The sequence below is a fragment of the Clostridium lundense DSM 17049 genome (genome assembly GCF_000619945.1).
Taxonomy (GTDB): domain Bacteria; phylum Bacillota; class Clostridia; order Clostridiales; family Clostridiaceae; genus Clostridium_AO; species Clostridium_AO lundense.
Genome location: NZ_JHVC01000002.1, coordinates 446,679 through 461,363, shown reverse-complemented (window position 1 = coordinate 461,363; position 14,685 = coordinate 446,679). Strand labels below are relative to the sequence as shown.

Sequence of the window (14,685 nt, the reverse complement as noted above, 5' to 3'; positions counted from 1 at the left end):
ATATGACCCTCATATCAATTATATTCAAATTTATAAATATTAACAACATGTTCCAAGTATAATACCCATATATTCTTATCAAACAATTTTTTAACAATATGCAAAAACATACAAATAAAATCATATTTTATTACCTAGAATTTAATTTATACCCTTGTTTAGGTCTCCCTATCTTCCCATAACTTTGGTGAACCTCAACTTTTCCCTGATCTATCATATATTGAAGGTATCTATGTATTGTTTGGTAAGCAAGTCCAGTATTTTTAGATATGTTATTTATACTAATATAATCACTTAATCCACTCATGTAATTTTCAATCTTTTCCAAAGTTTCTACGCTTATACCCTTTGAATATTCATTAACACTTTTATTTACATTTTCCATAGTCTCTTTTAATCTTAAATGTACATTTATCCTTGAAATTATATCTAAAGCCTTTATAGGCTTTAATGCAAAATCGCTAGCCCCCGCCTTCATAAATTCATAGGCTACCTTTTCATTCTCTTCAATAGTTAAAACAATAATAGGAATGTTATTTGAAATTTCTTTTAGCATTTTAACTCCTTGGACTCCGTTTATTTTAGGTAAATGATAATCCATTAGTACTATATCCGGCTTTATTTGTTTAAATTTTTCGACCCCCTCATCTACGCTACTAGCCGTTAACGGTATCCATCCTTGGTACTCGCATATGGCTGACATAGCAAATAGTATTTCCTTATCATCATCAATGACTAATATTTTTACACTGCTCATAATCTATCACCTCAGGTAAAATTATTTTTACACAAGTTCCTTTATTAGGTTCACTATCAATTCCTACATATCCCTTATGTTTTTTTACAACATTTTGTATAAAACTCATACCAAGACCTGTAGATTTTTTAGTGCTAAAACCTATATTCCATATTTTAGGAATAGTCTTTTCTTCTATACCAATTCCATTATCCTTTATATTTATAAAGACTTGCCTACCCATAGCATAAACACTTATACTTATACTTCCATTTTTCTTATCTATGGCATTATATGCATTGTCTAAAGCATTTACAATTGCTCGTGAAACTCTTATTTTGTTTACAAATATTTTGCTTTCCTTAGCTGTATTTTCATACTTTATTTTTTCAGCATAAGGGAGTGGTGAAACTTGAGATAAAACGAATTGAATTAACTCATCTGTATTTATTACATTTTTCTTTTCCTCATAAAGTATTTCTGAAATCATTTCACTTAATTTATCTATAGACCCTTCTATTCTGCTTAAATAAGAAAGCTTTTTTTTATCCTGCTCCATAAGCTCCACTACGCTGACTAATGCCTGCATAGCCGTTAGGGGCGTTTTTAAATCATGAACTAAATTTTTAATTTCTATATAGTTTCTAGCTTCTAGAGCCTTTATTCTAGCTTCTGCCAGCTCACTTTGTACCCTCTTATTTTCTTCTGTGGTAACAATTAATTTATGTTCATCACTTACAAGTTTAATTATAAGTAATGCGCTGACAGTAAATATAACAAAAAACATTACAGCAGTCATTGTAAGCACTTGTGAACAATGAATAAAGTTTGCAATATTTTTTATATCTTGTGAAGTTTCCCCTCTTCCAAATTTGAAAGTTGAAAGCTCTGGAATTATATCCATCCACTGAACTCCCATAAGCAAAAGTATTATTATAGCTGATTTTTTAAATATATTTACTGTAGAAAAATTTAGTTTTTCTAAAAGCACTATAGAAAATATAATAATAGAAGCTGGTATCCCTAGGTCATATCTAATATCATGAATTTGTTGGATTACAACATATACTAAAGGTATTATTATCACTGCTACAGCACCTCTAACATGTGGAACCTTTTTTTCCTTCATACTTACATCTATAGATTCTGCTATTAAAAAAGTTCCTAAATAATGTGGTAGTCCTCTTATACTATTTAATATTACAAGTCTAAATGCTGCTATTATAAGTTCACTTTTATCATTATTTCTTATACTACTAAACAGCAAATTATATATTCCAAAATTTTGTACATTTATAATAATCGGAGCTATTATACCAACTAAGATTAAAATAATTCCCCAAACAATACCTATTCTATTGAACTTTATTTCAATATTTTCTTTAGTCATATTTACTCCTTACCTTACTTCCGTAGATTATAATAGTTATAATAGTAATACCTAAAACTAATGATATAATTCCAAAAGGATATTCATAAGCATAATATATTTCTCCCTGTCCCACTTTAGGCAATGGCATTGGATCTATTCCCACCCCATAATCTGAAGCTAATTTTTTAATATTTAATATATGTATTACTGGAATATCCTTTTGTAGAAACATTTGAATAAGTCCTGATTTAGAGTTTACTTTATATTTATCCGTCCTAATTAACCCTGGAGGTATGTCTGCTGAATCTTCTGTTTCACCTAGAGATACAATATTCCCACCTACATTTATAAAAGCTTTTATATTCCTATTATCTCCTGTATAAATAGAATATCTTTCTTTTATATTTTGCTGTAAATCTTCTTGGTGAATTATTATTCTTCCATAATTTCTAGCTCTTTTTAAAATTTCTTCTACTACTTTTGGCTCCATATCCTTTCCTATATCTTCAGCTCCTCCTATAGATATAGCAGTAGATTTATTACTTAATATTTTCTTTCTATATAAAAGTTCTTCCATATCCATATAGTTAAACTCTGGTATGTTAGCTCCCCATGTAGATGCTCCAATTGAGGATATTACTATAGGATTAACCTTTAAGACTTCACAGGCAGATAATACTGCTATATTAAGAGCTGGAAATGAGCTAGAAAAATTCACTCCTATTTCATCACCTTCCTTTAATCCAGCTTTTTTCATCATATGAACTATCACTGCTGCAAAATTAGGATTAGTAGAAGTCCTTTTAGCTTCTAAAGCCCCAGATGTAGTAGTTATTTTGCTCATTTCAACTCCAATAAGTCCTGTAGAGTTTATATCATATTTCTTATCTATTTTTATATTTCTTCTAAGCTTTTCTTCTTTAATTTCTTTCATGCACTCATTCATAAGAGAAGCCGCTTGGATTTTTTCTTTATACCATTTGTCTTTAACTTTAACTCTTTCACCTTTTATAAAAAATGTAAATGCAAGTAAAAATACTGCAAGTACCATAATTATTCCATCTGCCTTTTTAAATTTTTTCCTCATACTAATATTCCTCTTCCTATAACTATAGTTATTAGTTTAATAATACAAGCCACTAATAGCATGGAGGATACTGTTTTTAATATGCCTTGCCTGTCCATATCTTGTGCTGTTATACCTGGAACTATATACCCTATGGCAGATGTGGTTATTATACTTATTGATAGTACTTCTGTGCTTTCTTTAAATAAAAACTTTAGCATAAAGCTTACTATTACCATTAATGAGAATTTTCTTTTTCCGTAAATTATAGTGTATTCAGATAAAAAGTTTACCAAATACAAAGTAGCCATGCTTAAAAATATAGTAAGTACAATTCTTAATGGCTGATCTAAAAAAAGAGCTATGTATCCAGGTACTATCATTCCCCCTGGTGATATTTCTGTTATTTCATAAAAAATAATACTAATTATAATTCCTAAAATAATTATGTTATTTGACATTACTATCACCTACTCTTTCAACATAACTTATTATTTTCTCTCCATTTCCAACTATATTTCCTATTCCAAAAATAACTGTATCCCTGTTTATTTCCTTCATATTTATATCTTGTACATTTTTTATCATAATTATTTTTTTGTCTTCTATTCCCTCTCTTATAAGCTTGTCCTTCATTAGATTTAGATAATATCCACTTATCCACACCTTATTAGGCGATAATTCATTTATAAGCTTTATATGCTGAGCCATTCTATAAGCTCTATCCCTTCTATTATTTATCATGATTATAACTTCTTTATTATTGAATAATCCTTTTTTATGTAAATGTTCATATATATTTTTAGTGGAATCTGGATCGTTTATCGCAAAACCGTTTACAAAAGACACTTCATTATTGCTATCAGTTTTGATATTGTATATTTTTAATACTCCGGGATCTCTTTTATAATTTTTCATGCCCTTTAAAGCAGTTTCTTTATTAACACCTAATATGCTAGAAACTTCTAATGCTATTCCTACATTTTCTCCAAAGTCTACTGTGTCCTCCTCTTCATAACTGGAGGCAAGTATAACCTCCGTTTTTAATTCTTCTCCTTTTTTTCTATAGTAATCTATATAATTTTTTTCTCCTGTAACAAAATATCCTTTCCTCGGCATTACATTACCTAGAGACTCTGCTACATCCCGTAAAGTTGGTCCCATTTCCTCTAAATGATCTCTTCTAGCATTGGTAACTACAGATATATCTGCCATTAATATTCTATTTTGTGCTATATATTGAAGTTCTGGCTTTACTGCCATACATTCAATAACTACAACTTCTGCTCCTTGCTTTTCAGCTTCTTTTAATATTCTTATTTGCTCTTTTATGTTTGGCTTTCCTTTTCTTTTAATTGGCTTTTCTTCTCCAAACACATCAATAGTTCTTGCACTTGTACCAGTAGTTTTACAAAAAACCTTATATTCTCCCTGTCTTAAAGCTGCCTCTATAAGTCTACAGGTAGAGGACTTCCCCCTTGTACCATTTACATGTATTATATGAAGAAATTTTTTTCTTCTGTTTAAGTTTTGTTTGTACTCTATTAACAAGTAAACCATATAAGAAAGACTTATTATTATAATTAATATATCCATACTATTCATCCATTCTATAATATTTTAGTACTGTATTTATGATATACATATGCATATTTATTCTGTCTTCTAACTTTTCTTTCATATCACTTTCTATAGTTATTACAGGGATATTTAGCTTTTCAGACACTTCTTTATTAATTGAACCTACTGGTGGAGTACTGTAATATGAAAAATTACTCATTTTTATTACATTATTATTCATTTTGTCAATTATATCAAGTATTAGGGAAAATATATTATTTGTTGAATTAAAAATAATGGCAGGTGAATTACTTTCCCACTCATGCAAGTCAATTACTATATCTGGCTTCTCCCTCTTAATTAAACCATATATTTCGTAAGCTAATTTTTCTGTATCTGTACCATTATTTTTTCCTGGAAAATTTCTATTCAAATCCTGCATATAATAAGGATTTCTTTCTTCATTTTTACAAGCTTCTATGTTAGACCTAGGAATTACAATAATTGTTCCCTTTTTTATTCTTAATTTTCTTATTTTTTCTGCTGCCTCTATTCCTCCAATTTCATTTCCATGTATCCCACCTATTACAAATATCTTCGGTCCTTTTTCTTTCCCCTTTACATAATATACAGGGCTCTTCAAGCCACTTTGCTCCATAATACAATAACTTTCATGAACTGTCCCCATATATTTAAATCCGCTCATAAATGCCAAAACTAAAACAAATATAATAATTCCTTTTTTCTTCATTTATATCTAACCTCTTTTTCACATAATAAATAAAAAACAGAGAATAAAAATGAAATTTCACTCCACCAAATTAATAAAAATTTAAAATTATTCAAATTTACTATAATTGCTTAATAACCCCGACATAAGCAAACATGCCGAGGTTTCAGGGATTTTAAAAAATAACTAGTCAAATATATAAAAGTGACTAGTTACTTTTTAAATGCCTTATATAAATTTATTGAAGGGGTTTCAAGAAATCACCTAATCCTTTAGTCAACATTTCATTGTAACTTGGTATATTCTCAATAACTATACCTCTATCTGGCTTTTCCTTTGTATAAGCTTTAGCAAATTCATTTATTCCTGATAAATGTCTTCCAACCCTTTCTTCCATAGGGTGTCCATTTTCATCATAAGGAACAAATAATCTTCCAAGCTTTGCTGCTTTTTCATAAGCTTTATCTTTACCTGTTACAACAAGATTTGCATCTGTTTTTCCTCTAAGTCTTCCTTGAGCTGCATTGGCAGTTTCCATAAGCACTGCATGGGTATCTGTAAAATCTCCAAGTTCTCTATGAGTTAGTCCATGAAGATTTTTTGGTGAAGGTTCTAATCCCATTTGTATCCCTTGAAGCTGTAAGTTTATAACTGCTACAGATGCCATAGGCATTGCCCTTTCATGAGCTACAGTAGCATTTATAACAGGATACTCTGGGGATGCTTCATGCAAGTCTACTGTTATATCTACTTTTTCTTTTTTTATTAATTCAGCTATTCCATAGCAAACTTTCTCTGTAAGAGTTCCATCTGCTCTTCCTGGATAACCTCTGTTAAGATTTCTTGTTTCACTACCAGATAGACTTTGTCCTGAAGACGCATGAATATATACATCAGGGTCTGGCCATTGATCAACTGGGTTAGTAGCTCTAGAACCATATCTAAACCATCTTTCTCCATTAGCGGTTTTTATAGTGAATTTTTGCGGTGAACCTTCCTGAGAATCGTCATGAGTAAAACCACTATTATTGGCTCTTGGAATTACATAAAGTGTTCCCTTATTTAGCTGCGCATTTTCTATCAAAGTTACTGCTGATATAAATCCTGAAGGTTCATTTGGATGGGTTCCTCCCAATACAAGCATACTTCCTCCCTGGTCTTTTCCCTTAAACACATATACTTTTGTATCTCCATTAGTCCCTTTTAATCCTGGGAAATACTCACTTAACATTTTAATGTCTGATACACCAGGCCCCTTTACAATAGGTTCCTCTTTACGCATAGATAAAAAGGATTGTCCAGCAACTACATCACAGCATAATGAAAGGCACAGAAATATTGCTGCTGTTATTTTAGTTTTTTTCATTTTCTTCCCTCCATTCCTATTTAATCATCAATACTCTTAGAATTAGAGGAATTAATACCAATGCTGCATTGGCTTGTTTTTTAATATCTTCCTCATCAAACAAATTCCATAGAGTAAACACAAGAACTATACCTACTAATAATCTATATATTAAAGTCATTTAACACACCTCACTTTTAATAGATAAAGGAAGCAATTTCTTTAGCAAATACTATAAATACCAATCCATATACCACTATGAATAGAGCTGGTATTCTACATTTCTTTAATACTTTTACATAGTCCTCTTCACCTACAACCTGAGCTGCAAACATTCCTGCTAATGCTGTTGGTGGAACCAAATCTCCTAATCCTGCAATAAATGATAATGCTGCTGCTGTTACTATTTCATTTTTACCAAGCAGTGCTAGTAAGAAAGGTACTCCTAAAACCGAAGCAGCTCCAAAAGAAGATACTGCACCAAATGCTGGTATTGCTATCGCTATTCCTAAATAAAGTAGGATTGATGGAAGGCTTAAACAACTTGTTACAATGAATCCTCTAACACCAGTGAGTGTCATAACTTGAATAAACATTCCTACTCCCATTAATATTCCCAAAACAGGCAGTGCACTATTAACTGCTTCTTTACATGCCTTTAATATATCTATTTTTTTGCCAGTAAATAATCCTAATATTGCACCTACAGTGAATATCAATGGCATTCCCAAATCAGGTATTACACCTGGCAAGAACTTTGTAATAACCATTAAGAATAGAACTACTATTATAGGAATAAAAAGTTTAAAACCTCTCTTTTCTTCTGTTGTTGAAGCAATATGCTCTGCAACCTTGCTATAATCGAAATTTTTTGTATATTTATAGCCTAAAAATAGTACTGTTAAAATAGCTGTTGGAACAGTTAATAATAAAAGAGGTGTACCAAAACCTACATAAGGAATATCAATTCCTCCACCAATTATCATAGCTGGAACATTTACTGGAGGTGCAATCATTCCAAGAATTCCACCCATAGCAATTATTGCAGCAGTTTCAATTTTAGGTATTCCAATCATCATAAGTACTGGAGCTATTATACCTCCTGCACTTAATACTGAGGCTGTGGAAGAACCTGTTATCATTCCTGGAAACATTACAATGAACATTAGAAAAATTAATAATATGGCAGGCTTTTTATAGAATTTGTTTACTATAGATGAGCTTAGTGCATCTAATGCTCCTGATTCTTGTACTACTTTCATGAATATCATGGCGGTAGCAATAACTAATATTGTATCTATATATCCAAAAGTTCCTTCTACTAAATGTCTGATAGGAATTCCTTCTCCTCCTATTAATGTACCAGTAATTGATGCTAGTACCATAGAAATACTTACCGGAAGCTTTAAAAGAAAACATCCAACTATAAATACTAAGATCATTGCAATAAATATAATAAATTCAATTTGCAAATTAATCCCTCCTATCTTTGGAGGGGGAGAATCACTCCCCCAATATTAAATTTTATTTAAATGCCTTTTTTAGAGGATTCATAACATCAGCTATACTCTTAACTGAATCCATTGGAATATTCTTTTCTGAAGCTATCTTTGTGAATAATCCATCTTTATTTCCTGATTCTACTACAATAATATAGTTAGCATTTTCTAAAGATGGCTTTACAAATTTATCAGAAAGCTCTCCTCTTCTATTTTCTCCTCCAACATGTGTTGCAATTATAGTCATTTTTTTATCTTTTGCAGCTTTTATTAATTCTTCAGTTCTTTTTAATTCATCTTCTGCCTTAATGCCTGCTGCACCAAGTCCTTTTGAACTTCCTCCTACAGCAAGTACTAATGTTTTTTCATCTTTAATTTCACTGCCTTTTACAACTTTATTTAAGTTGTATTTTAATCCTGCATTATCCATTAAAGCCTTTACCATTTCTAAATCAGCACTTTGTCCAACAGAAGTCAAAAGTATTGGTTGTTCTGCTATAGCTTTATCTAAACCTTTAACTTCCTTTTTTGTATCTGTTATAGCAGCCTTATCACCTGCTGCAGGTTTACTTTCAGTTTTTGATCCACAAGCCACTAAAGATGTGCATAGTGCCACTGAAACTAATAGTCCTAATATACCATTCATCTTTCTTTTTGTCATAAATATATCCTCCTAAAAAATATTATTAATATGCTACCGCTTGTCCATCTCTTCTTGGGTCAGCTCCACCGTGTAAATCTCCTGAAGCTTCCAACATTACACCTTGCACTCCCCCAAAGAATAAATCGTATTCTTTCGTAGTTTTAATTTTATGACCTTTTCCTTTAAGTTCATCTATAACCTTTTGATCTATTCCACCTTCTAAATTAAGTTCTCCACTCTTGTCATACATTCTTGGTGTATTTATGGCTGTTTGAATATCCATACCATGGTCAATCACATTACTTATTACCTGTGCAACTGTTGTTATTATTCTTGTAGCTCCTGGTGAACCTATTGTCATAACTGGTTTTCCATCTTTAAGAATTAGTGTTGGTGTCATGCTGCTTAATGGTCTCTTTCCTGGAGCAATTGAATTTGAAAGACCTGGTTTAAATTCAAAGTCATCCATTTCATCATTTAATAACATACCTCTACCTGGAACTGTTACACAAGATCCAAAGAAGTGATTTATAGTCTTAGTTACAGCAACCATGTTTCCTTCCTTATCCATAACTGAGAAGTGAGTTGTACTTCCACTTTCATATTTATTTGGGTTTCCTGGTTGTACTTTGTCTACTGATTTATTTTTATCTATTTTCTTAACTTGCTCTTTAGCATACTCTTTTGATGCTAAACCTGATAAAGGAACTTTTATAAAATCTGTATCTGCCATATATTTTCCCCTATCAGCAAACATTATTTTTGAAACTTCTGACCATAAGTGTAAAGATTCAGTGGTATTTATTCCCATGGATTTTACATCATAACTTTCTATCATATTAAGTAATTCTATTACATGAGTACCACCTGAACTTGCTGGCGGTGCAGAAACTATTTCATATCCTCTATAAGTTCCCTTTACCGGTTTTCTCATTTTTGCTGAATAATTTGCTAAATCTTCTACAGTAAGTATGCCTCCTGCTTTTTGAACTGCATCTGCTATTTCTTTTGCAAGTTCTCCCTTATAGAAAGCATCTTTACCTCCTTTGGCTATTAGTTTTAATGTATTAGCATAATCCGGATTCTTTATAGTATCTCCTTCTTCAAAAGGGAGTCCATTTTTTGTGTATATTTTCTTTGTTGCTTCAAATTTATTTATATTCCCAATCTCATCTTTAATTATTCCTGAGAAATTTGATGTTACTTTAAATCCCTTTTCTGCTAAATCTATAGCTGGCTGCATAACATCTTCCCTTTTCATTGTTCCGTATTTTTCTAAAGCTGTTAAAAGTCCCGATACATCTCCTGGCACTGCAACCGATTTTCCTCCAATAACAGATTCATTATTTACTACATTTCCTTTATCATCAAGCTTGTACATATCTGGTTTTGCTTTCCCTGGTGCTGTTTCTCTAAAGTCTATGAAGACTTCTTCACCGGTTTTTGCAAATCTGACTAGCATAAATCCGCCTCCGCCAATTCCTGAAGCATTTGGCTCAACTACTCCAAGTGCAAAAGCTGTAGCTACTGCGGCATCTATAGCATTTCCTCCTTTTTTCATGATGTCTACCCCAACCTGTGATGCCTCAGGCTTTGCTGCTGCTACAACACCATTCTTACCCTTAGCATCTCTGTTTAAGTCAATTTTAGGTTTTTCTTCTTTCTGTTCTTGCTGTTTTGTTGTATCAGCTGTAGGCGCTGAACTTTTTCCACATCCAACTAACCCAACAGTTAATACTAGGGATGCAACTAATGAAGTAATACTAAGTAATTTCTTTTTATTCATAACCTAACCCCCTAAAATAAGATTAACTTTTGGTAAAACAGTTACAATTATATTTGTAACATTTATGTAAAGTTTCTGTAACTATTTTTATAATACTATAGGTTCATATACCATTTCTATTTTTTCTCTTATTTCTCTTTAAATATTCTAAATAGTAATTAAATTCTGCAAAATAAAAAATTCTTGATTAAAAAAATCAATATGATCTTTTTAATCAAGAATAAAAACTTCTAATTATTTAACTTTTACACGTTTATTGCAGTTCTGTAATATAAGTATCTAATTTATTATTCTGCATATATCTATATATTGGCACTTCTTCATTTATATCTACGGGAATTAAGTTAAATTTAACAAAACTATCTTCAGCATCTGGTTCTAGCGTCATTGAAATTATATTAGCATTTGGCTGAGCCATATTGAATACATAACTTCCCTTAGGAAATTTAATAAGTTTATTGCTTGTATTCACAGTAACACTGTTGCGTAAATGACCTTCATAATAGTTTGTATCAATCTTTTTATCAGTAACCTTAAATGCTTCTACTGACAATTCCACATCATTATTTAATTTTCTTACAGTAACTCCGGAATAAGATAGCCTTTTAGCTACCTCATGATAAGCTGGTGGTAGAATATAAGCTGTAGGTCTTACCCTTTCTACTACTGGTTTTCCCTCAGTAGTACTGAATACGTCTACATTTAATTCTACTTTTTTACTAGTTTCTACATCTATTATATCTAAAGTTGACTTTGCCATCTTTTTACTTTCACTTGCAATAACAATTTTATCTGAAGTATCTACCTTTTCTCCTAATTCTGTTATTCTCTTTCTAGCATTATCTACAGTATCCTTAACCAATTTAGCATTATCTGCTGTAGTTTTTATTATATTTTGGGATGTTATGATGTGACTCATTACTCTTCTTTCAAAGTTTTCTTTTCCTATGCCGATTCCCCTAGTTTCAACTAAGAAGGAGAATGAAGGCTGTAGTCCATAGGCATTTCTACCTATTTTAGCATCAGTACCTGCTTCATAAATAGTAAAATCATTTCCTTTCTTCGATACCGTATAATACATATGGCTTGTATATTTATTTGCTGCTAAATCCTTTTCAGCATTATTTACAAATAAGCTGTCTGAAACACTTCTTACTTCTTTAGGAATATTTAAGTTTTTAGCTGAAGATATTAAAACATCATAGGCTGTTAGAGATCCTTTTTTTCCTACACTCTTAAAGTTTGATTCTACTCCATATTCATGGGCATCTACTACAACTTCAGGCATAAACTTATTAAAAGCTTTGTGTATTGCTATGGTTTCCATATTATCAAATTTTAAATGATCTCTATTTGAATCTATATTTGTAGCAGTTCTTCTATCATAATAATATGAACCATCTCCATTAAATCTAGGTAAAATAACTACAGAAACCTTTTCTAAAACTTCTTCCCCAAACTTACCTATAGCTAAATTTCTAGCTACTCCAAGCATAGCCTCTCCACCTGCTGGTTCATTTCCATGAATTTGTCCTTGAAGCCAAACTACTGGCTTATCTAATTTTAATATATCTGCTGATTTATCATAGGAAGGTTTGCTAAATATTAGAAGAGGTATAGGTTTTCCTTCTTGAGTTTCACCTATTATAGATACCTTCATATATTTACTGGACTTTTGTAAATCATAAATAAATTTCATCATTTCTTCATGAGATGTGAAATTCTCTTTTCCCTTAGCAAATGCTGGTGTAAGTATAGGTTCTTGTGGTTTTGGAAAATAATTTTGTATTATTTCTGGAGTCTGTTTATAGTATGAATCTGGTGCATAAGGAGCTGCAAAAACATAAGAAACTGATGAAGTTGCCAGTACTACTGACAAAGTTATGGAAGCTACAACTTTGTTTAAGGTCTTTTTGCTAATCATAAATATCCCCCTTTATATTCTTACAATATTTGTCATTACAATTAAATTTTATATCCAAATTTTGCCACTGTCAATCATAAAAGTATCCTCTCTTCTTTAAGTCCACAATAAGATCATTTCAATTGACAGTTAAGTATGATTTTCTTTCATTGCTCTATAAAAAACCTTAAAATTATAGATAACAAGAAAAATAGAAGGGACAGTTAATGATTTTATTAAAAAATCATTAACTGTCCCTAAAATATTAATTATTAATTAAACGCTTCTCTAAAATAAAAGCTTATGCTGCTATACCTATTTTTGAGAATAAGGCATATACGCAGAGCATTAATATAAATATAATAGCTGATGCTATCTTAACATTTTTCCACGGAGTTATATCAACTTGTTTAGTGTATTGTTGTACATATTCTACTTCACGAGGTTTGATTTTTCCTATTATAATCATAATTATTACACATGCTGGGAACAAAAATCCTAGTACATGTAAAAAGTTTATATGATTAAGAAATATCTTTGATAAGCTATAAAATATTATATGAAATACTAAGGCTATTTTGGGTGCTATAGCAGGTACTTTTTTTGTAAAGAATCCTACTAAAATAGCAGCTAAAATAGGCACATTATAGAATCCATTACATTCTTGCAAATAATTATATAAACCTGATGGTGCATACATTATAACTGGTGCTATAAGCATAGATAATACGGATAAAATTGTTCCAAAATTTTTGCCAACTTTTATTAAGTCTTCATCTGTAGCTTCTGGTTTAAACATTGGTCTATATATGTCTAATGTAAATAATGTTGATGAACTATTTAAAGCACTATTAAATGAACTTAGTATAGCTCCAAACAATACCGCTGCAAAAAATCCTGCTAAAGGTTTAGGCAAAATATCCACTACTAACTTTGGATACACCATGTCTTGATTAGAAATTGATCCCCCATATAAATTAAATGCAATTATTCCAGGTAAAACTAAATATAGAGGACCTATTAATTTTAAAAATCCTGCTAAAAGTGTTCCCTTTTGCCCTTCTGCTAAATTTTTTGCTCCTAAAGTTCTTTGAACTATTGTTTGATTTGTACACCAATAATATAAATTATTAAAAAGCATACCTGTAAATAATGTAGTCCAAGGTACAGGTGAATCAGATCCTCCTATAGCATTTAGCTTTTCTGGGCTAGTTGTAACTAAAGTATTAACTCCTAACTGAAAACTTCCTTCTCCTAACCTACATAATGCTAATATAGTTATCATAAATCCACCAATCAAAAGCCCAACTCCGTTAAAAGTATCAGACACTGCAACTGCCTTAAGCCCTCCAAATATGGCATATATTGAACCAACTATTCCTATGGCCCAAACCATTATTATTATAGCTTTTAATTCTGAACCACCTACTACTTCTTGAACATTGAATATACTATTTAAAACTAAGGCACCTGAATATAATACAGTTGGAAGATATGCTACTACATTTCCTATCAAAAATAATAGGGATATTATTCTACGAGTGGTAGCATCATATCTCTCTTCTAAAAAATTAGGAATAGTAGTTATTCCACTCTTTAGATACCTTGGTAAGAATATACGTGCCATAAGTATTAATGCAAAAGCTGATGTTACCTCCCAAGCCATTACAGCCATCGTATATCTATACCCTTGGCCATTTTGCCCTACTAACTGCTCTGTAGACAAATTTGTTAACATTAATGAACCACCTATAAATACCCCTGTTAAACTTCTTCCTGCAAGAAAATATCCATCTTGACTAGACAAGTCATCATTACGTGTTTTAATCCATGATAATACAGCTACTAATGCTGTAAAAAATACAAATGATATAAATGTCATTGAGCTCAACTATATCCCCCCTATTTTATAGTGAACGTTTTCATTTTACAAACTAATTTTTTTCTATTATAATCATTGTTAAGCGTATATTTTTATTTATCAAAAACTATATATTTTTTATACATATATAGTTAAGGCATACTGATATTTTCACATACTCTTT

At 31.0% G+C, this 14,685-nt stretch carries 13 protein-coding genes; all 13 read right to left on the bottom strand.

What is annotated here, in order from left to right; translation table 11 throughout:
* Positions 1-130: 130 nt before the first annotated feature.
* The 13 genes from T514_RS0105920 to T514_RS0105860 all read right to left on the bottom strand — a co-directional run bounded on the left by T514_RS0105920 (position 131) and on the right by T514_RS0105860 (position 14,522).
* Positions 131-757, bottom strand: coding sequence for a response regulator (locus tag T514_RS0105920; protein ID WP_027623945.1), 627 nt, complete (start codon positions 755-757; stop codon positions 131-133).
* The gene (locus T514_RS23920; protein WP_051541815.1) at positions 729-2,126 is read right to left on the bottom strand and encodes a sensor histidine kinase; all 1,398 of its coding nucleotides are present in this window, start codon (positions 2,124-2,126) and stop codon (positions 729-731) included. Before T514_RS23920 ends, T514_RS0105920 begins: the two co-directional genes overlap by 29 nt.
* On the bottom strand, positions 2,119-3,195 hold the full coding sequence (gene pgsW, locus T514_RS0105910; protein ID WP_027623944.1) for a poly-gamma-glutamate system protein: 1,077 nt from the start codon (positions 3,193-3,195) through the stop codon (positions 2,119-2,121). The genes T514_RS23920 and pgsW overlap by 8 nt, the downstream gene beginning before the upstream one ends.
* Positions 3,192-3,635, bottom strand: coding sequence for a poly-gamma-glutamate biosynthesis protein PgsC (pgsC, locus tag T514_RS0105905; protein ID WP_027623943.1), 444 nt, complete (start codon positions 3,633-3,635; stop codon positions 3,192-3,194). The genes pgsW and pgsC overlap by 4 nt, the downstream gene beginning before the upstream one ends.
* A complete protein-coding gene (gene pgsB, locus T514_RS0105900; protein WP_027623942.1) occupies positions 3,625-4,770 on the bottom strand; it encodes a poly-gamma-glutamate synthase PgsB in 1,146 nt (381 codons plus the stop codon). The genes pgsC and pgsB overlap by 11 nt, the downstream gene beginning before the upstream one ends.
* 1 nt (position 4,771) lies before the next feature.
* Positions 4,772-5,485: a succinylglutamate desuccinylase/aspartoacylase family protein gene (locus T514_RS25565; protein ID WP_027623941.1), complete on the bottom strand. Its 714-nt coding sequence runs from the start codon at positions 5,483-5,485 to the stop codon at positions 4,772-4,774.
* A gap of 217 nt (positions 5,486-5,702) precedes the next feature.
* Positions 5,703-6,830, bottom strand: coding sequence for a M14 family metallopeptidase (locus T514_RS0105890; protein ID WP_027623940.1), 1,128 nt, complete (start codon positions 6,828-6,830; stop codon positions 5,703-5,705).
* A 16-nt stretch (positions 6,831-6,846) separates the two neighbouring features.
* Entirely contained in the window at positions 6,847-6,990 is a 144-nt protein-coding gene (locus tag T514_RS26930) for a hypothetical protein (protein ID WP_169735805.1), read from the bottom strand.
* Between the two features lie 16 nt (positions 6,991-7,006).
* Positions 7,007-8,281: a TRAP transporter large permease subunit gene (locus tag T514_RS0105880; protein ID WP_027623939.1), complete on the bottom strand. Its 1,275-nt coding sequence runs from the start codon at positions 8,279-8,281 to the stop codon at positions 7,007-7,009.
* A 52-nt stretch (positions 8,282-8,333) separates the two neighbouring features.
* On the bottom strand, positions 8,334-8,969 hold the full coding sequence (locus tag T514_RS0105875; protein WP_034868194.1) for a DUF6305 family protein: 636 nt from the start codon (positions 8,967-8,969) through the stop codon (positions 8,334-8,336).
* 25 nt (positions 8,970-8,994) lie between these two features.
* Entirely contained in the window at positions 8,995-10,737 is a 1,743-nt protein-coding gene (gene ggt, locus T514_RS0105870; RefSeq protein ID WP_027623937.1) for a gamma-glutamyltransferase, read from the bottom strand.
* Between the two features lie 253 nt (positions 10,738-10,990).
* Positions 10,991-12,661, bottom strand: coding sequence for a M14 family metallopeptidase (locus T514_RS0105865; protein WP_027623936.1), 1,671 nt, complete (start codon positions 12,659-12,661; stop codon positions 10,991-10,993).
* A gap of 280 nt (positions 12,662-12,941) precedes the next feature.
* Complete coding sequence (locus tag T514_RS0105860; RefSeq protein WP_207640923.1) at positions 12,942-14,522, bottom strand: solute:sodium symporter family transporter; 1,581 nt, start codon at positions 14,520-14,522, stop codon at positions 12,942-12,944.
* Positions 14,523-14,685: the final 163 nt, after the last annotated feature.

Bases quoted from the DNA above. Each gene is read 5' to 3' on its own strand.
- T514_RS0105875 (WP_034868194.1), bottom strand. From the start codon at position 8,969: ATGACAAAAAGAAAGATGAATGGTATATTAGGACTATTAGTTTCAGTG.
- pgsC (WP_027623943.1), bottom strand. From the start codon at position 3,635: ATGTCAAATAACATAATTATTTTAGGAATTATAATTAGTATTATTTTT.
- T514_RS0105860 (WP_207640923.1), bottom strand. From the start codon at position 14,522: ATGACATTTATATCATTTGTATTTTTTACAGCATTAGTAGCTGTATTA.
- T514_RS0105865 (WP_027623936.1), bottom strand. From the start codon at position 12,661: ATGATTAGCAAAAAGACCTTAAACAAAGTTGTAGCTTCCATAACTTTG.
- T514_RS25565 (WP_027623941.1), bottom strand. From the start codon at position 5,485: ATGAAGAAAAAAGGAATTATTATATTTGTTTTAGTTTTGGCATTTATG.
- T514_RS0105890 (WP_027623940.1), bottom strand. From the start codon at position 6,830: ATGAAAAAAACTAAAATAACAGCAGCAATATTTCTGTGCCTTTCATTA.
- T514_RS0105920 (WP_027623945.1), bottom strand. From the start codon at position 757: ATGAGCAGTGTAAAAATATTAGTCATTGATGATGATAAGGAAATACTA.
- pgsW (WP_027623944.1), bottom strand. From the start codon at position 3,195: ATGAGGAAAAAATTTAAAAAGGCAGATGGAATAATTATGGTACTTGCA.
- T514_RS23920 (WP_051541815.1), bottom strand. From the start codon at position 2,126: ATGACTAAAGAAAATATTGAAATAAAGTTCAATAGAATAGGTATTGTT.
- T514_RS26930 (WP_169735805.1), bottom strand. From the start codon at position 6,990: ATGACTTTAATATATAGATTATTAGTAGGTATAGTTCTTGTGTTTACT.
- pgsB (WP_027623942.1), bottom strand. From the start codon at position 4,770: ATGGATATATTAATTATAATAATAAGTCTTTCTTATATGGTTTACTTG.
- ggt (WP_027623937.1), bottom strand. From the start codon at position 10,737: ATGAATAAAAAGAAATTACTTAGTATTACTTCATTAGTTGCATCCCTA.